The following is a 17589-nucleotide window of genomic DNA, read 5'->3' as shown; positions in this document are numbered from 1 at the left end:
CGGTACCCGCGTGAGCGTCGATCCGAAGGACATCCTGTGCTGAAGGCTCTACTGAAGGCGCTGCTCGCCGCGCTGACCGCCGGCGCGCCGGTGACCGCGACCACAACCCCCGCCCTGGCCGGTGCACCGATGACCGCGACCACGACCATGGCCCGTGCCGACGTCGTCTGCGACGACGGGTGCCAGGCCGCGTGGGCGCGGCAGCGCGCCGACGCCCTGCCCCGTACCGCGTTCTATGACCCGCCGAGCCCGCTGCGCCGGGCACCGGCCGGGACCCCGATTCGGCGGCAGCCCGCGACCGGTTACTCCGTGCCCGCCGGGACCCGCGTCACCCGTCTGCTCTACCACTCCCGTACGGCCGGTGGCCGGGACGTGGCCGCGTCCGCCGTCGTGCTGACCCCGGCCGGCGCCACACCACCCGGTGGCCGGCCGGTCGTCGTGGACGCCCACGGCACCAGCGGTATGGCCCGTGACTGTGCCCCGTCCCTGATGCGGGACCTCTACCACGGCGACCAGATGGCCCGTTTCCTGGCCAGGGGCTACGCCGTCGTCGCACCCGACTATGCCGGGCTGGGCACCGACGGCGCGCACGCGCTCGGCGACAGCACCGCGGCCGCCGGCGATGTCGTGTACGCGCTGCGGGCCGCCCGCCGAACCGTGCCGGGGTTGTCGCGCGCCTGGGTGGTATGGGGACACTCGCAGGGCGGTGCCGCGGCACTCGCCGTCGCCGAACGCCAGACGCGGCACCCCGTGGACGGCTACCGCGGCGCCGTGGTGACCTCCCCCGCCGCGCTCCTGAACGAGATCGCCGAACACGCCGCCACCCGGCCGGGGCTGGGGGCCTTCATCGCCCTGATCGTTGCCGGCGCGCATGTCGCCGACCCGGCGATCGACCCCCGCCGCCTGCTCACCTCCGAAGCGCTCGGCCGCCTGGAGATCACCCGTTCCGGGTGCCTGGGCGTGGTGAGCGCCGTCTTCGGCGACCTGACCGGGCCGGATCTCGTGCGTCCCGGCTACCTGGCCGATCCGCGTTTCGCCCGCTTCCTGAAGGAGAACAGCACCGGCACCCGGCCCGTGGCCGGTCCCGTCCTGCTGCTGCAGGGCCAGGCCGACAGCGTCATACCCGCGTGGATGACCGACGAGGTGGCTCGAGCGCTCCGCCACAATGGGGCCGCGGTCGACTACCGCACCTACCCCGGCCTGGAGCACGACACCTACCCCGGCCGGACCGTCGGCATCGACGACGGCGCCATGCCCGACATCCTCGCCTGGATCGCCGACCGGTTCACCGGCGGAACGGGCGCCCCGAAGTGAACGTCGGGGGACTCTTGATCGGCGGGCGGCCACCCGAGGGCAGGGAGCGCAGCGTGGACGAGATCTTCGAGGAACACCGCCGGCTTCTTCTCGGCCTGGGATACCGGCTGCTGGGCAGCATGTGGGATGCCGAGGACGTGGTCCAGGAGGCCTACCTGCGCTGGATGAACACCGACCGGCCGCGGATCCGTGAGCCGCGCTCGTTCCTGGTGACGGTCGTGACCCGCCTCGCGCTCGACCAGCTCCGTTCGGCGCGGGTGACCCGTGCGGCCTACACCGGGCCATGGCTGCCCGAACCGGTCGACGGCCAGGCGTTCGGGCCGCTGGAGACCGCCGAGCTGCGCGACACCCTCTCCTACGCGACGTTGCACATGATGGAGCGGCTGTCGCCGCCCGAGCGCGCGGTGTTCGTGCTCCGGGCGGCCTTCGACCTCCCCTATGAGCGGATCGCCGAGATCCTCGACAGTTCCGTGGCGACCTGCCGGCAGTGGCACCACCGCGCGGTCCGGCACCTCGCCCGGGACGACGGACCATTCACTCCCACGCCGTCCGACCACGCCGAACTGCTCACCCGGTTCCTGGCCGCGGCGCGGGACGGCGACATGGCCGCCCTGACCGAATTGCTGGCCGAGGACGCGGTCGCCTACAACGACGGCGGCGGCAAGGTCCGCGCCGCCCTGCGTCCGATCACCGGACGCGGCGACGTGCTGGCGTTCGTGGCCGGGCTGATGTCCCGGTACCCGCTGCAGGAAGCCCACCTGACGCAGGCCAACGGCGAACCCGCCATCTGGACCGTGATCGGCGGGCAGCGGCAGCTCGTCACCTTCGACATCCGCGACGGGCGCATCCACGCCGTCTACGGCGTCCTCAACCCCGACAAGCTCTCCCACTTCCGGCAGAACGAGAACCCGGAGAACCACCGCGCCGACCTGGACTGATCATCGCCGTTCGCGCCGGCGGAGTCGGCGGCGACCGCCTCAGCCGGCCGCCGCCGGTGACGCGGAGGAAGCGGTACCCCACTCGCGGACGAAGTGCTCCGTGCCGGTATCGCGACCGCGCTGCCCGCCTGAGCACACCGCCGGGCGAATAGCTACTCACTCTGACGGCCATCCGCCGCCGAGACCGAGCCGCGCACGGTGTACCACGGTCACGAGTCGCGGTAGTTCAACCGATCCTGCCACTTCCGCAGTTCTTCCGGCCAGCCTTCACCACGCGCTACGGATACAGCGAGTTCCGCGATCGCACGCTGCGGGTCGACAGTGTCGAACAGCTCCCATCCCCCGGAGCGTGACAGCCGCCAGAGGGTGGGACTGGAACCGCTGTCGACACCGCCCTTCCACGCCTTCTCTGCGAGGGTGAGCGCCGCTCGGGGCGCTCTGATCATCACGTGGCAGCACATCTGGTTGTAGGCGTTCGTCAGTGGTTGCGGATACCCCATGTTCGCCGCGGCCTGCAGATTCCGCAGAGCTTCTTGAGGATCTACCGGGATGAGACAGAAGCCGAGATTGTTGCGCATCGCCGGATCCTTCGGCTTCCACTGCACGCCGAACTCGAAGACGGCCGCCGCCTCACGGTAACGAGTCTGTTTCAGCAGGCTGAGCGCGTGCCTAGTCATTTCTGCCAGGAGAGAGTGGTCCGAGTCAGCACCGTCCCCCTTGCCCGGGACGGACCTCCGTGCGATCTCTTCGGAGATCTCCGCCTTGGAAGCCTTCCGGTCGGACATCAGCCCCTCGGGGCAGGGCGGAACGATCTCGCCGGTCAGCCATCGAAACGCATAGTGCAGCGAACTGGTCTGCCAATCGGCATAGAAGGTGCTCGAGAAGTGATCGACCGCCCACCGATACTGTTCGCGTAGGTCGCGAGTCAGCGGAGAAGAGGCAGATGTCGGCGCGGGGATGATCGTGCCGGCCGGAGGAGGTGCCAGCATGGCGATATCGCCCAAAGTCGCGGTTGCGACCCAGTTGAGCATCCGGGGCACCGTCGGCGCCAAATCGCGCTCGAGGTAACCACGCAGCTCGGAAAACGTTAAATTACCGGACTTAAGCGTCAGTGGCGACAGCTCAAGCGCTGAACTCCACTGATGGAGGTTCACTCCGTCGAGACTTACGTCGTGGCCGAACGCCTGTCCGATGACCAGACCGACGATCAGCGGGCCCACGATCTCCTCGCACATCCCGTAGCGAACGAGTGACGATGAGTCCAGACCGCGGCTGGAGAGTTCACGGGCCGCCCCCAAGAACGCCTCACGGCGAGCCTGAGGCGTGGACTGGCGGAACACCGGTGCCCTGCGCAGAATCCCCCGCAGGGCGGTGACCAGGCTCACCGTGCGCCACTTTGGCCAGGGCTGGCATGAAACGTCCCTTAGGTAACTCTCGGTCGCATCGAAGGGCTTTCCCGTATCCAAACCGACCTGCCACCTCTGGAAATACCGGTCGCGTAATTTAACTTGGTAGGTGTGATGCCAACCATGATTGCGGGTAGTATCCTACCCATGATCCTGCTAGCAAGGTGGGCTCCATGTCCGATTTGATCTTCCAGCCGACCGATCTTGCGAGCAAGCGGACCGAGTTCCTTGACGCTGCCCGCAGAGGGGAGGCGAGGCTTCGCGACAAGGATGGAACCAGCCTCGTCATGCTTCCGGAAAGCAAGCTTCGACTCCTCGAGACACTCACCAAGTGGGGAGGGGCGTACATGCGACTTGCGAGCCTGCTTCGCAGGCCCGAGCTTCCCCGCGCCAGCGAGTTGGGCGATCTGGCATGGCTTCGATCGTTCGGCCGTGAGGATCTTCAGGAGTTCACAGACGAACTTCATGACTCCCTCGTCGCAGCCGAAGCAGATGGCGACACCGCAGTGCTCGACGAGTGCGTCAACGCGTGGCGCATCACCGCTCGACAACTAGAGGATCCCCTGCGGCGTTCCGTCCTGCTCGGAGCACACGACCCCGAAAACTACGTAGAGGTCAGCCCGCCAGATGACGCCCCCTAGCGCCTACGATCCCTACCGGCCGGCTCGCCGTCCCGGAGGCGGCCCGGATCAGGCTCCTCAATACCGGGTTCTGGTGCATCGTCGATTCCTCGGCCACTACCAGGAACTGACCGAGCGGGTCGGGATCAAACAGGCCCAGCAATTCTGGGATCATGTTTCCCAAAGACCCGGCCAGCCTGACCCGATCGCCCAGACCACTGTTCTGAAAGGTGCCGCTGGCCGACCGAAGGCTCCAGGGTGGTCTCGAACCATCCATTACGAGCTCACGAGCTCAGCCCGTATCGACTATCAGTACTGTGACAAATACAAAGCGTCTTCTGACGGTGACCCTCACCCTGTTGTCGTTATCCTCACGATCAACTACAGCAGCCACTGATGGGCAGGATTTATCTGTCAGGTCAACGAAACGAGCGAAGGACAGCCCATGACTACTGGGACCATTGATCGCCTTGTTGACTCTCTTGAGGCCGGCGTCCTGGACGTGACCTCATTCATGATGGCTGTGGAAGAGCAGGCGGGCAGCATGGAACCGGTCCATGCATCACAACGCCTAGAGCGGTGACTCTGCCTGACCGCTCGGTCACGTGTCGGTTCGGATCCTCCGGCGGCCAGAGCCGGCGACGAGCGTCTCCGGGCCGACCACCCGCGCAAAAGCAGAAGCGGCCCCTCACCCGAGAAGCCGCTTTGGATTAGGAAGACACCAGGGGCGCCTTCACACCCCTGACGTCAGTCAGCCACGACGATCGCCATAGACGACGCCGTGGACGGCACTGAGCGCGATGGCCACGATGCCGCAGCCGATGAGTACGGCGCCGTGGAGGGCGTCCACGGCGCCGGTGACGATGTCCGCTGTACCGACGACGACGCCGATGACGCCGAAGGTCATTCCGGCGGAGCGGAAGACGGTGCCGAAGAGGTGGGCACGCGTGGTGGGATTCATGGGACTCTCCTCTGAGACAACACCATGTGATCGGCCCTTGCCGTCACACCCGGTCACTGTCCAGCGAGTCGGCCCGTCGACCACCGAAACCAGGCCGCGCAGGACCTTCGGCCGTGATCTCCGTCGTCATGGCGTACGAGATCCGGGGCGGTCGTCGGCGGCGGTGACGCGGAGGAAGCGGGTGCCCCACTCGCGGACGACGTCGGTGAGCTCAGGTGGGCCGACGATCTCGAAGTCGGCGCCGACCGCGCCGATCAGCATCGCCGGCCACTCCAGCCCGTCGACGGTCATCAGCAGCTGGCAGCGGTCCTCGCCGAGCTCCTCGACCGTGCCCCAGCGCGAGACGACGGCGCGGACCTTCGCCGCCGGGGCGTGCAGGAGCACCTCCACGTCGTACGCCGCCGGCATGGTGCTGATGGCCGCCCGTACGAAGTCCGCGGCGTCCTCGGCGGGCAGGTCGCGGGGGCGGAACCGCTCGCCGGTGCTGCCCGGGTCGGCCAGGCGGTCGAGCCGGAAGCTGCGCCAGTCGTGGCGGGTCAGGTCGTACGCGACGAGGTACCAGCGGCGGCCGAGGGAGACGAGCCGGTGCGGCTCGACGTGGCGGGCGGTCAGCTCGCCGTCCCGCGCCCGGTAGGAGAACCGCAGGCGTTCCTCGTCGCGGCAGGCCTGGGCGACGGCGGTCAGCGCGTCGGCGTCGATGGTCGGGCCGGCGCCCCAGGCGGCGGGGACGGTGACCGTACGGAGCGCGTCGATGCGGCGGCGCAGGCGGGGCGGCATGACCTGGATGACCTTGGTCAGCGCCCGTACCGCCGACTCCTCGATCCCGGCGACGGCACCCTGCGCGGCCATCCGCAGGCCGATGGCGAGGGCGACGGCCTCTTCATCGTCGACGACGAGCGGAGGCAGCGCGGCGCCGGGCGCGAGTTGGTAGCCGCCGTCCACGCCGCGGTGCGCGACGACCGGATAGCCCAGCTCGCGGAGCCGGTCGATGTCGCGGCGAAGCGTACGCGCGGAGACGCCGAGGCGATCGGAGAGCTCGGGGCCGGGCCAGTACCGGTGGGTCTGCAGGAGGGACAGCAGCCGGAGCGTGCGTGAGCTGGTGTTCGCCATGTCTCCAGGGTCCTGGTCATTGAGGTCAGGAAGTGGCCGCTATCGAGCCTAACGTCGTGTCCATCGACCTCGTTCACAGGAGATGGTCTTGACCGAAATTCTCGAATCCCCCGTCTCGGCCGACGAGCGGACCGCCGCGCCGTACCGGTGGCGATGGCTCGCCTTCTCGGCCGTCCTGGCCTCGAGCGTGATGGACCTGCTGGACAGCACGGTGATCAACACGGCGGCGCCGGCGATCCGGACGAGCCTCGGCGGCTCGTACGCGACGCTGCAGTGGATGGCGGCCGGCTACACCATGGCGCTCGCCGTGATGCTGCTGATCGGCGGGCGACTCGGCGACATGTACGGCCGCAAACGGATGCTGCTGATCGGCGTCGCGGGCTTCACGGTCGCGTCGGTGGCCTGCGCGACCGCCGTCTCCCCGACCATGCTGATCGTCTCGCGGGTGCTGCAGGGCGCGTTCGGGGCGGTGATGCTGCCGCAGGGATTCGGGCTGATCCGCGACCTGTTCCCGCCCTCGGAGATGAAGCAGGCGTGGACCGCGTTCGGCCCGGTCATGGGCCTGTCGGCGGTGCTCGGCCCGGTCATCGGCGGAACGCTCATCCACGCCGACCTGTTCGGCACCGGCTGGCGGATGATCTTTCTGGTCAACGTGCCGATCGGCGCGTTCGCGCTGACCGTCGCGGCGAGGTTCCTGCCGGCCGCGCCGCCCGCCGTGCGCTCGGCGCGGCTCGACCTGCCCGGTGTCGCGCTAGCCGCGTCCGGCATCTTCATGCTGATCTTCCCGCTGGTCCAGGGGCGCGAGCTGGGCTGGCCGGTCTGGAGCGAGGTGCTCCTCGTCGCCTCCGTCCCGGTGCTCGCGCTGTTCGCCGCGTACCAGGTGCGCCGCAGGCGGGCCGGAGCGACGCCGCTGATCGAGACCGGGGTGTTCGCCCGCCGCTCGTACGCCTCCGGGGTGCTGTTCGCGATCGCCTTCACCTGCGCGATGGGCGGCACGATGCTCACGCTGGGCGTCTTCATGCAGGTCGGACTCGGGTACAGCCCGCTGCGCGCCGGCCTCACGACGGCGCCCTGGGCGTTCGGCGCGATGATCGGGTCGGCGATCAGCGGCATGCTGATGGTCAAGCTGGGTCGCCGGCTCCTGCACCTCGGGCTGACCGGCATGGGCGCGGGGCTCGCCGTCCTCTACGCCGTCTTCGAGTACGCCGGGCCCGGCCTCACCAGCCTCGACTTCGTCGTCCCGCTGCTGATCGGCGGGGCCGGGATGGGCATGATCTTCGTGCCGATGTTCGACATCATCCTCGGCGAGGTCACCGACCACGAGGTCGGCTCGGCGTCCAGCACCCTGCAGGCGATCCAGCAGCTCGGCATGTCGCTCGGCGTCGCGGTGATCGGCACGGTGTTCTTCGGGCTCCTCGGCGCGCAGGCGCACCACAACTTCGACGCGACGGCCGCGCCCCGGCTCCGCGTCGAGCTGACCCGCGCCGGCGTGCCCGCCCCGGCCCAGGCCGGGATCGTCTCCGGTGTCCGGGCGTGCGTCCAGGACCGGGAGGCCGAGAAGGATCCGGACGTCGTCCCCGCGAGCTGCCGCGCCGCCGGGCCCGCGTCACCCGCGGTCGTCAAGGCCCTCACGACGGCCGGTCTGGACACCCACCGGCGGGACTCGCTCGACGCCGCGAAGACCACCGCGCTGGTCACCATCGGGCTGATCGTGCTGGCGTTCGGACTCGGGTTCCTGCTCCCGAAGACGGCCCGCGCGGAGGCCGCACCCGCCTGACGCCACCACGCGAACGCCCCCGGCCGGTCCGGCCGGGGGCGCAGGCGTCTCAGGCGAGCCAGCCGTCGCCGAAGTCCTCGCAGGCGTTGACGAGGGCCTCCTCCGAACGGGCGCGGATCGTGATCCAGGACCGCTCGTCCTCCCGTACGAGCACGTCCAGGCCCGCGAACCAGCGCGTGCCGGGCAGTTGCCCCGACGGGTACTCCGGGAGGGGAAGACGGGCGTAGCGCTCGAGCGCCTCGAGGTCGTCCTCGTCGGCCTCGCGGTAGTCGGCGAGCTCCTCCGCGGCGTGCAGCGACTCCGACAGCACGAGCTCGACGCAGGCCAGCGAGAACGTGTCGAGCCACGGCTCCCAGTCCTCGGCGTCCTCGTCCTCCAGGTCGGGCCGGACGCACACGGCGGGGTCCGGGCCGTCGAGCCGGACGCCCCAGCACGCGGCGCCCTGGTTCTCGTCGCGGAAGACCAGCAGGCCGTCGATGACGTGGAGCTGCTTCGGCTCGAGCAGCTCGTCCTGGTTGGCCGTCAGGTCCATGCGCCGGCCGAACAGCGCGTACGCCTCGCGCACCGCGGCGGGCAGCGTGATCCCGAGCCGGGCCTCGACGGCGTCCAGGGCGGCGTCGTCCCAGCCGTCCGCGTCCGTGAGCGGTGTCGCCCACGCCGCCGCGAACCCCTGGATGAACCGCCACGCGCCGGCGCGATCCTCGACACCGGCCAGCTCCGCACGCACATCGAACGCATCGATCATGCCGCGCACCGTACCCGAGCGATACGGCACCGGCAGGGCGAAGAGATGACGATCCGGTCGCGATGGCGAAGATCATGATTCGGCGCGTCCGAGCGCAACCCGGCCCCGGTCTTCGGGAGAGAGGGGGTGTCAGCAGGAACGGAGAGTGACGCATGAAGGGACACAGCGGCCCATGGCCACGATCAGAGCGGTGAGCCTGCCGCAGGAGGAACCCGACGATCCGGCACTCGTCGCGGCCTCCCTGGAGAACCCCGAGTCGTTCGGCGAGCTGTTCCGCCGCCACGCGCCACGACTCCACGCCTACGCCAAACGGCGCCTCGGGCCCACCCTGGCCGACGACGTCGTGTCGGAGACGTTCGCCATCGCGTTCCGGCGCCGGGAGAGCTTCGACGGACGCTCGGAGTTCAGCGCGTGGCTGTGGGGCATCGCCAGCAAGCTCATCTCCCGGCACCATCGGCAGGAGACCCGCATGTACCGGGCGTTCGCCCGGACCGGGGTGGACCCCGCCGAGGACGGCGTGACCGAGTCGGCCGACGACCGCATGGCGGCCGCGGCGCTCGGCCCGCACCTGGCGAAGGCCCTCGCCGCGCTCGGCGCCCAGGACCGGAACGCCCTCTTGCTGCTGGCCTGGGGCGAGCTGTCGTACGCCGAGATCGCGGCGACGTTGGACCTGCCCCTCGGCACCGTCAAGGCCAAGATCCACCGAGCTCGGAAGAAGCTGCGCAAGGCCCTCCCGGAGGAGAAGAACGATGGATGAGATCGACGCTCTGCGGCAGATGCGCCCGGCGCTGGCTCAGGAGGAGAACCCGGACCGCCTCGCGCTGCGCACCAACTGGCGCTCCGCCCCCGCGCCGCGTTCGCGGGCCCGTCGCCGGCTCGCGGTGCCGTTGCTGGGCGTGGCCGCGGCCGGGACGGTGGCCGCGGGGTCCGTGGCCGTCCTCTCCGGCCACTCGGACCCGCGTCCTCCCGGCCGTTCGATCCCGCTCCGTACGGGCGGCGACGGCAACGTCCTGCTGGCCGCCGCGACCAGTGCGGAGAAGGCGGCGCCGAGCCGCGAGTACTGGCACACCAGGCGCATCGACGGAACGATCTTCGCGGTCGGCAGGACCAGGGCCGCGCACTACAAGATCGAGTCGCGGCAGCAGTACGACAGCTGGATCGGGCGCGACGGCAAGGAACTCCGGAACTACACCGACCTGCCCGCCCGCCCGTGGACCGCCCAGGACAAGGCGAAGTGGCAGCGGGCGGGATCCCCGATGACGGTCAACGTTCCGAGCGGCGAACCCGGGGTGATGGGGACGCTGTTCCTGAACACGAAGTCCCCCGTGGGGGCGCCGCACCCGCGGCCGATGAAGGGCGACGAGGTTCGACGGTTCTACGGCATGACGTCCGCGCAGATCGCCAAGCTGCCGGCCGAGCCGAAGGCGCTGGAGAAGACGCTGCTCGGCCTGCGCGGCAACTGGCACGCGTACTCGTCGACGGCCGGGAAGGAGCCGCTGGGGGCCCTGCGGGGCGAGGAGCGCGTCCGCGCGCTGAGCGACGTGGCCGGCGACCTGCTGGCCGACGCCCCCACCCCACCGAAGGTACGGGCGGCGGCGTTCCGGATGCTCGCCACGCTGCCCGGCGTCCAGGCGGGCGGCAGGACGACCGACCCCCTGGGCCGTACCGGAACGGTGATCTCCCTGCCGGTGGAGACGACGGTCCCCCTCGGCATCTACACGGCACCCAAGCAGCTCGGCACCTACCAACGTCAGTGGATCATCGACCCCGGCACCGGCACCCTGCTGGCCATGCGCGACGTCGTGGCGACGCCGCCGCACGGCAGCCGGAGACTCCCCCCGGGCGACGACGGCAGGCCCCGCGCACTGCGGGTCCAGGACATGCCCGACCGGTTCCACCGGCCCGGTGAGGTGTCCTCGTACGAGGTGTACGCGGTCGCGGAGTGGACGAACTCGAGGTCGGACGCGCCCGCTCCCCGGTGAGTGATCCGGAGGGGACCCGGCAGCCGGGTCCCCTCCGGGATACCCGCCTCACCTGGAGTGATCACGTGTTCTCGGCCCCGCGCAGCGGGAAGCCCGCTTCTCATGAACCACGCTGAGGCTCCCGTACTCGACGCGCTCGCCGCCTATCACCGACGCGAATACGTGCCGTTCACCCCGCCCGGCCACAAGCAGGGGCGGGGGATCGATCCGAGGGTGCGCGCGGTGGTCGGCGAGACGCGGTGTTCCGCTCCGACGTGCTGGCGATCTCCGGGCTGGACGACCGGACGTCCTCGAACGGCGTGCTCCAGCGTTCCCAGGACCTCATGGCCGACGCGGTCGGGGCCGATCACGCGTTCTTCTCCACCTGTGGCAGCTCCCTGTCGGTCAAGAGCGCCATGCTGTCGGTGGCCGGGCCGCACGAGAAGCTCCTCGTCGGCCGCGACGCCCACAAGTCGGTGATCTCCGGCCTGATCCTGGCCGGCATCCACCCGATCTGGGTCTGGCCGCAGTGGGACCCGGAGCTGCACCTGGCCCACCCGCCGTCGGCGGAGGGCTTCGCCCGGCGCTTCGCCGAGCACCCGGACGCGCGCGGCGCGCTCGTCACCAGCCCCACCCCGTACGGGACGTCGGGCGACCTGCGGGCCATCACGGAGGTGTGCCATCGGCACGGCCGGCCGCTGATCGTCGACGAGGCGTGGGGCGCGCACCTGCCGTTCCACCCCGATCTGCCGACCTGGGCGATGGACGCGGGCGCCGACGTATGCGTCACCAGCGTGCACAAGATGGGCGGCGGCCTCGAGCAGAGCTCGGTCTTCCATCTCCAAGGGGACATGGTCGACCCGAACGTCCTGTCCGCCCGAGAGGATCTGCTCGGCACCACCAGCCCCAACGTCCTCGTCTACGCCGCCCTCGACGGCTGGCGGCGGCAGATGGTCGAGCAGGGACGGGAGCTGCTGAAGGACGCCGTCGACCTGGTCACGGACGTCCGCGCGGAGATCGAGCGGATCGACGGCCTGCACGTGCACGGCGACGAGTTCCTCGGGCCGCGCCGCGCCGCCGAGCGCGACCCGCTCCAGGTGATCATCGACATCACCGAGCTCGGCACGACCGGGTACCGCGCGGCCGACTGGCTGCGGGAGCACCACTTCATCAACCTGCACCTGTCGGACCACCGGCGGATCAGCGCCCAGTTCACCTACGCCGACGACCAGGAGACCGAGCGGACGCTGACCACGGCGCTGCGCGACCTCGTCTCCCACGTCGAGCGCGGGGACGACGCGCTGCGCGCCGCGGCGACCGTGGCGGTCCCCGACCCGGAGGATCTCCAGCTCGAACAGGTCCTCCTCCCCCGCGACGCGTTCTTCGGCCGCGTCGAGCAGGTCCCGGCCGACCAGGCCGTCGGCCGGATCGCCGCCGAGATGATGACGCCGTACCCGCCGGGCATCCCGGCCGTCCTGCCCGGCGAACGCCTGAACGAGCCCGTCGTCGACTACCTGCGCACGGGAGTGGCCGCCGGGATGGTCGTGCCGGACGTCGCCGACAGCGAGGTGAAGAGCTTCCGCGTCGTGGCCGAGTAGCAGGTCATGAGGGGTCGAACGGCCCGAAGCGGGTATGGGATCGCTTCACAGGACGGACCTGGCGAACCTCGACCTAGGGGACGGGGACGCCGAGTCGATCGGCAGCGAACCGAACGGAGGTGAGCTGACATGACGACCTCATTGCACGGCCCCGGCACTCGGCGGACGACCGTGTCCGGGAACACCTCGCTGGGCCGCCTCGTCAGCGACACGACCGCCGACCTGCAGAAGCTGATGCGGCAGGAGGTCGCCCTGGCGAAGGCGGAGATCCGCCAGGAGGCGATGAAGGCCGGGAAGGCCGCCGGGCTCTTCGGCGGGGCGGGCTTCGCGGGTTACATGGTGATGGTGATCGGATCGCTGACGGCGATCTTCGCTCTGGCCCACGTGGTGGACATCGCCTGGGCGGCGCTGATCATCACGGGTATCTGGGCCGTGGCGGGAGCCGTCATGGCCGCCCTGGGCCGCCAGCGGATGCGGCGCGTGTCACCGCCGCACCGGACCGTCGAGACCCTCAAGGAGGACGCCCAGTTGATGCGGCGCAGCGCGAGCCACGCGAAGGCGATCGCCGTCGAGCCGATCTCGTCCGAGCCCGCCGAACTGGTCGTACCGCACACCGAGCACAGCCGGTGGTGAGCGTCGTCGGAAGGAGACCCCATATGTCGGCGGCCCGACCGCGCGCGGCCGGGCCGTCCGAGGTGACGAGTGGAAAGGCTAGGAGAGCTCCCAGCTCGCGATCTCGGCGTCGCTCAGCGGGAGGACGCACCAGATGGCGTCCTGCAGGGTCGGGCAGATCAGCGCGACCTTGTCGACTCCCGTGATGCGGAACGGGCGCTCGACGCAGGGCATGAGGTCGAAGTACGCGACCGGGACGCCCCGCTCGCGGGAGAGCTTCTCGGCCGCGACCACGGCGTTCAGTCCGGCCGCGGAGAAGAACGGCACCCCGCTCATGTCCACCAGCAGCGGCCGGTCGGCCGATGCGACGAGCTCCAGCAGACGCCCCCGGAACGTACGCCCGGTGAAGGCATCGACCTCACCACGCGGCATGGCGAGGGTGTAGTCCTCGCACTCCATCGCGAACATGTCCAGGGCAACGTCCATGGGACCTCCAGTCCGGAACACCGTGGGGCACCCGTGACCATCACAGCATCGCGCGATTACTGATCGTTTCCAAGAGGGTGACGGATACCATGCACGGCGTGGCGCGTTAATGGACCACCATGCCCGTTTCGCGAGTGCGCAAACGTGCCGTACGGCGGGACATCGGCATGTCACCGCCCGGCAACTCCGCGGGAAGCCGCCCAGCTCTCGATAATCTCCAACAGCGCGATAGTCGAGAAAATTCCGGATTCGCCTAACAGCGAGAAAAGCCGTGGTCAGGGCGCGTCTCGCGAACGAAGGATCCCGGCCTCCGGCCGGTCGCCCGGAGGTGGCGGACGCGTCGGCCGAAGGTCGTACGAGCGGGCGCCGCGAGGTCCTCCCGGCGGCCGACGCCCGCCGACCCGGGAATCGGAATGATCATTGACGCCCTCGATCCCCCGTGTAGTGGAGTTTCGATGAAGCGTTCGTCCGTCACCGTGGCCACAGCCGGCTGCTGACCTACGACGGGGACGGGCACACCGCGCTCTACAACTCCTCCTGAGCCCGCACGCACGAGGTCGACTACCTGCTCACCGGCCAGGCGCCCGCGGCCGGCACGGTCTGCCGCGCCTGAGCGTCGCCGGTCACGCCGAGTATCCGGATCGACAGCGAAAATGATTTTCGTTTCCGCTACGATCGGCAGCACAAGACCCGGTCGCGCCCCGTGCTCACGCGGCGACGCCGAGCGACACGAGAGGCGATAGACCGGCTGCACCGGGAGGAACCCATGAAGGTCGCGTTCGTCGGCAAGGGCGGCAGCGGCAAGACGACCTTGTCGTCCCTGTTCGTCCGTCACCTGGCGGCGGAGGGGGCGCCCGTCGTGGCGGTCGACGCCGACATCAACCAGCACCTCGGCGTCGCGCTGGGCCTGTCCGAGCAGGCCGCCGCCGCGATCCCGGCGATGGGCGCGCGCCTGCCCGAGATCAAGGACCACCTCCGGGGGACCAACCCGCGGATCTCCTCGGCGGCGGCGATGGTGAAGACCACGCCGCCGGGCCGCGGGTCGCGGCTGCTCCGGATCGGCGGCGACGACCCGATCCACTCCCGGCTCTCGGTCGAGGCCGCCGGCGCGACGCTGATGGCGACCGGGCCCTTCACCGAGGAGGACCTGGGCGTCTCCTGCTACCACTCCAAGACCGGGGCGGTCGAGCTGTACCTCAACCACCTGGTCGACGGGCGCGGCGAGTACGCCGTCGTCGACTGCACGGCCGGGGCGGAGTCGTTCGCCTCCGGGATGTTCACGCGCTTCGACCTGACCTTCCTGGTCGCCGAGCCGACCAGGAAGGGGGTCGCGGTCTACCGCCAGTGGACCGAGTACGCCGCCGACTACGACGTGGCGCTGAAGGTCATCGGCAACAAGGTGCACGGCCCCGACGACGTCGCCTTCCTGCGCGAGCACGTCGGCGCGGACCTGCTGTGCTGCGTCGGCCAGTCCGGCGCCGTACGCGCGATGGAGCAAGGACGTCCGTTCCACCTCGGCGACCTGGAGGAGCACGACCGGGCGGCGCTCGCCACCATCCGGGCGGCGGTCGACGCCCGCGCGAAGGACTGGCCGAAGTTCACCCGCCAGGCGATCGAGTTCCACCTCAAGAACGCCCTCGCCTGGGCGAACGCCGCCACCGGCCAGGACCTCGCCACCCAGATCGACCCCGACTTCACCCTCGCCTCCGAAACGGCCCTCACCACGACGGCGTTCCAGTAGGAGCACCCGAAGTTCCCACCAGACTTTGGAAGTGAAGTGTGAATACAGGTACGATGCGAAGCATGAAGGTAGGTGTGAGCCTCCCGGACGAGGATGTCGCGTTCATCGACGAGTACGCCGCGCAGACCGGGGCGAAGTCCAGGTCCGCCGTGCTCCACGAGGCCATCGGGCTGCTTCGGTCGTCGACTCTTGAAGACGCTTATGCGGCTGCTTGGCAGGAGCCGGACTACAACCGCGAAACCGAGTTGTGGGACCGGACCTCCGCAGACGGCATAGCCGATGCGTCGAGGTGACGTCTACCTCGTCGATCTCGAACCGGCGCAGGGATCCGAGGCGAACAAGCTCCGACCCGCGGTGATCGTCAGCAACGACGCCGCCAATCGAGCCGCAGAACGCACCGGCCGTGGGGTGATCACCGTCGTGCCGGTGACGTCCAATGTTGCACGAATTTACCCGTTTCAGGTCCTCCTTTCCGCATCGGACTGTGGGCTAAGGACCGACTCGAAGGCCCAGGCCGAGCAGGTGCGCTCGATCGCCCCGGGCCGATTGCGACAACACGTCGGCACTGTCCCGCTGCCCACGCTCAGGCTGCTCGACACCGCCCTCCGTCGTCACCTGGATCTTTGACTCGCGGGTGGCGGCGACCATCCGTCCACGATCGATCTCACGATCCCCTCGGCTTTCTCACCGGAGCCGAGGGGATCGTTTCTTGTCCGGCGGCGTTGTCGGTGTGACGCGCCTGCGGCGTCGCGGCGTCTGGGGAGTAGAAGACGAACGGACGACGCCGAGGAAGGCCCGATGGCCAAAGACCCGAACGGTTTCCAGGAGTTCGCCGCCACCCGCAGTGCCTCGCTCTTTCGCACCGCCTGCCTGCTGTGCGACGACTGGCACCTGGCCGAGGACCTGGTGCAGACCACGCTGGGCAAGCTCTACGCGTCATGGCGGCGCGTGCAACGCGCCGAGAACCCGGCGGCCTACGCCCGCAAGGTACTGCTGCGGACCTACCTTTCTCACACCCGAAAACGCAGCAACGGGGAGACGCCGAGAGAGCGGCTGCCGGACACCGCGGCCGCCGACTCCGATCAGGCACTTCGCCTGACGCTGTTGAACGGGCTCGCGCGGCTTTCCGCGCAGGACCGCGCCGTGCTGGTGCTCCGCTACTGGGAGGACCAGAGCGTCGAGGAGGTCGCGGCCCTTCTCCGGCTGAGTTCCGGTGCCGTACGAAACCGGAGCATGCGGGCCCTCGCCAGGCTCCGCGAAGCGCTCGGCGACGAACTCGACGTGCTCATCCGGTGACGGGGCCATGGCACGGGCGTATCGCAGGAACGATCCACTCGAAGGACCAAGGGGAGAACACGTGATGGATGTCGAGGAGCGACGGCTGGCCCAGGCCATGCACCGAGTGGCGGGAGGCATCGAGCCGGAGGTGAGCGCCCTGGTCGACGGGGGCGTACGGCGTGGCCGCCGGATGCGGTTCCGGCACCGCGCCCGCAACGCGGCGGCGGTCGCCGCGGTGACCGCCGCCGCCGTCACCGCCGGGGTCCTGACCCTCGGTTCGGGCGGCACCACCACGACGCAGGCGCCGGCAGTGCGCCTGGCGAGCGCGTCGGAGGTGCTCGGCAAGGCCGCCCGGGCCGCGGAGACCCGCCCGCAGCCGATCCCCCGCATGAACCAGTGGCTGTACGAGAAGATGCTGGAGTACGGCATCGGCACCGACGCCGGCACGCAGCATGTGGTCAGGGAGGACTGGGCACGGTTCGACGGTGCGAAGACCGCCGAACTGCAGAACGGAAAACTCGTCTACTTCTCCTCTAAGGTCCCCGTTTCGCGGTACGGCCAGAAGAAGTACCGGGCGCTCGCGTCGCTTCCGACGGACCCCAACGCGCTGCGCACGAAGATCTACAAGGATGTCGACGCGGAGAACCGCAGCGACTGGCGCTACCCGACGCGTGACGGGGAGGCCTTCGGAACCGCGGCGCAGTGGATCTGGAGCACCCCGGTCGGCATGGGGCCCAAGACCCAGGCCGCCCTGTATCGCGTCATCGCCACAATCCCCGGCGTCACGGTGCAAAAGGTCGAGGACGGCGCCGGCCGTCCCGCCATCGCGGTGACACACGGCTACGGCGAACAGTTCCTCCTCGACCCGACCACGTATCAGATGGTCGGGCAGCGGACCGTCAACAACGGCCACAACGCGCCGATCTCGAAGATCAACGGTGTGGACCCCAAGTGGAAGGGGCTCCCCGTGGGGGCCGTCACGAAGTCCCTCACCCGGCTCACCGTGAAGGTCGTCGATCGCGCAGGGCAGCGGTGAGGTCGG

Annotated in this window: 18 protein-coding genes; 13 read left to right on the top strand and 5 right to left on the bottom strand. The window is 69.8% G+C overall.

From position 1 onward, the window contains the following. Positions 1–36: 36 nt before the first annotated feature. Together AB0L00_RS17430 and sigJ are read left to right on the top strand one after the other, a co-directional pair. Positions 37–1314 (top strand): alpha/beta fold hydrolase, encoded by a 1278-nt coding sequence (locus AB0L00_RS17430; RefSeq protein ID WP_364434689.1) that lies wholly within the window; start codon positions 37–39, stop codon positions 1312–1314. Between the two features lie 53 nt (positions 1315–1367). Further along, positions 1368–2252 carry an RNA polymerase sigma factor SigJ gene (gene sigJ / locus AB0L00_RS17425; protein ID WP_364434686.1) on the top strand — a complete coding sequence of 295 codons (885 nt, stop codon included), beginning with the start codon at positions 1368–1370 and terminating at the stop codon, positions 2250–2252. A 209-nt stretch (positions 2253–2461) separates the two neighbouring features. Here sigJ and AB0L00_RS17420 read toward each other — a convergent pair whose 3' ends face one another. Further along, the gene (locus AB0L00_RS17420; RefSeq protein WP_364434682.1) at positions 2462–3637 is read right to left on the bottom strand and encodes a hypothetical protein; all 1176 of its coding nucleotides are present in this window, start codon (positions 3635–3637) and stop codon (positions 2462–2464) included. A 194-nt stretch (positions 3638–3831) separates the two neighbouring features. Here AB0L00_RS17420 and AB0L00_RS17415 point away from each other — a divergent pair, with 194 nt between their 5' ends. Continuing rightward, the gene (locus tag AB0L00_RS17415) at positions 3832–4299 is read left to right on the top strand and encodes a hypothetical protein (protein ID WP_364434679.1); all 468 of its coding nucleotides are present in this window, start codon (positions 3832–3834) and stop codon (positions 4297–4299) included. 730 nt (positions 4300–5029) lie between these two features. On the opposite strand, the gene AB0L00_RS17410 is transcribed toward AB0L00_RS17415, so the two are convergent. Both AB0L00_RS17410 and AB0L00_RS17405 read right to left on the bottom strand, forming a co-directional pair. Then, positions 5030–5239, bottom strand: coding sequence for a hypothetical protein (locus tag AB0L00_RS17410; protein WP_364434676.1), 210 nt, complete (start codon positions 5237–5239; stop codon positions 5030–5032). 126 nt (positions 5240–5365) lie between these two features. Beyond that, positions 5366–6349, bottom strand: a complete 984-nt coding sequence (locus tag AB0L00_RS17405) for a YafY family protein (RefSeq protein ID WP_364434673.1) — start codon at positions 6347–6349, stop codon at positions 5366–5368. Between the two features lie 88 nt (positions 6350–6437). On the opposite strand from AB0L00_RS17405, the gene AB0L00_RS17400 reads away from it, so the two are divergent. Then, positions 6438–8126 carry a DHA2 family efflux MFS transporter permease subunit gene (locus AB0L00_RS17400; RefSeq protein WP_364434670.1) on the top strand — a complete coding sequence of 563 codons (1689 nt, stop codon included), beginning with the start codon at positions 6438–6440 and terminating at the stop codon, positions 8124–8126. A 49-nt stretch (positions 8127–8175) separates the two neighbouring features. Here the strand turns inward: AB0L00_RS17400 and AB0L00_RS17395 are convergent, their stop codons facing one another. Then, the gene (locus AB0L00_RS17395) at positions 8176–8871 is read right to left on the bottom strand and encodes a hypothetical protein (protein WP_364434667.1); all 696 of its coding nucleotides are present in this window, start codon (positions 8869–8871) and stop codon (positions 8176–8178) included. A 172-nt stretch (positions 8872–9043) separates the two neighbouring features. Here AB0L00_RS17395 and AB0L00_RS17390 point away from each other — a divergent pair, with 172 nt between their 5' ends. The 4 genes from AB0L00_RS17390 (at position 9044) to AB0L00_RS17375 (ending at position 13063) form a co-directional block, all read left to right on the top strand. Next, on the top strand, positions 9044–9628 hold the full coding sequence (locus AB0L00_RS17390; RefSeq protein WP_364434664.1) for an RNA polymerase sigma factor: 585 nt from the start codon (positions 9044–9046) through the stop codon (positions 9626–9628). Beyond that, positions 9621–10853, top strand: a complete 1233-nt coding sequence (locus AB0L00_RS17385; protein ID WP_364434661.1) for a CU044_5270 family protein — start codon at positions 9621–9623, stop codon at positions 10851–10853. Before AB0L00_RS17390 ends, AB0L00_RS17385 begins: the two co-directional genes overlap by 8 nt. A 239-nt stretch (positions 10854–11092) precedes the next feature. Then, positions 11093–12430: an ornithine decarboxylase gene (locus AB0L00_RS17380; protein ID WP_364434658.1), complete on the top strand. Its 1338-nt coding sequence runs from the start codon at positions 11093–11095 to the stop codon at positions 12428–12430. A 129-nt stretch (positions 12431–12559) separates the two neighbouring features. Further along, the gene (locus tag AB0L00_RS17375; RefSeq protein ID WP_364434655.1) at positions 12560–13063 is read left to right on the top strand and encodes a phage holin family protein; all 504 of its coding nucleotides are present in this window, start codon (positions 12560–12562) and stop codon (positions 13061–13063) included. Between the two features lie 78 nt (positions 13064–13141). On the opposite strand, the gene AB0L00_RS17370 is transcribed toward AB0L00_RS17375, so the two are convergent. Beyond that, the gene (locus tag AB0L00_RS17370) at positions 13142–13528 is read right to left on the bottom strand and encodes an STAS domain-containing protein (protein ID WP_364434652.1); all 387 of its coding nucleotides are present in this window, start codon (positions 13526–13528) and stop codon (positions 13142–13144) included. A 766-nt stretch (positions 13529–14294) separates the two neighbouring features. On the opposite strand from AB0L00_RS17370, the gene AB0L00_RS17365 reads away from it, so the two are divergent. The 5 genes from AB0L00_RS17365 (at position 14295) to AB0L00_RS17345 (ending at position 17583) form a co-directional block, all read left to right on the top strand. Further along, the gene (locus AB0L00_RS17365) at positions 14295–15269 is read left to right on the top strand and encodes an ATP-binding protein (protein WP_364434649.1); all 975 of its coding nucleotides are present in this window, start codon (positions 14295–14297) and stop codon (positions 15267–15269) included. 62 nt (positions 15270–15331) lie between these two features. Next, positions 15332–15562: a ribbon-helix-helix domain-containing protein gene (locus AB0L00_RS17360; RefSeq protein ID WP_364434646.1), complete on the top strand. Its 231-nt coding sequence runs from the start codon at positions 15332–15334 to the stop codon at positions 15560–15562. Beyond that, a complete protein-coding gene (locus tag AB0L00_RS17355; RefSeq protein WP_364434643.1) occupies positions 15549–15896 on the top strand; it encodes a type II toxin-antitoxin system PemK/MazF family toxin in 348 nt (115 codons plus the stop codon). Before AB0L00_RS17360 ends, AB0L00_RS17355 begins: the two co-directional genes overlap by 14 nt. 171 nt (positions 15897–16067) lie before the next feature. Next, positions 16068–16565, top strand: a complete 498-nt coding sequence (locus AB0L00_RS17350) for a SigE family RNA polymerase sigma factor (RefSeq protein ID WP_364434640.1) — start codon at positions 16068–16070, stop codon at positions 16563–16565. A gap of 64 nt (positions 16566–16629) precedes the next feature. Beyond that, positions 16630–17583 (top strand): CU044_5270 family protein, encoded by a 954-nt coding sequence (locus tag AB0L00_RS17345; RefSeq protein WP_364435412.1) that lies wholly within the window; start codon positions 16630–16632, stop codon positions 17581–17583. Positions 17584–17589 lie beyond the last annotated feature (6 nt).

Source organism: Actinoallomurus sp. NPDC052308 (genome assembly GCF_040679195.1).
In the GTDB taxonomy this organism is placed as follows: domain Bacteria; phylum Actinomycetota; class Actinomycetes; order Streptosporangiales; family Streptosporangiaceae; genus Actinoallomurus; species Actinoallomurus liliacearum.
The sequence above is the reverse complement of the archived record's forward strand: the minus strand, read 5'-3'. Positions and strand labels throughout refer to the sequence as shown.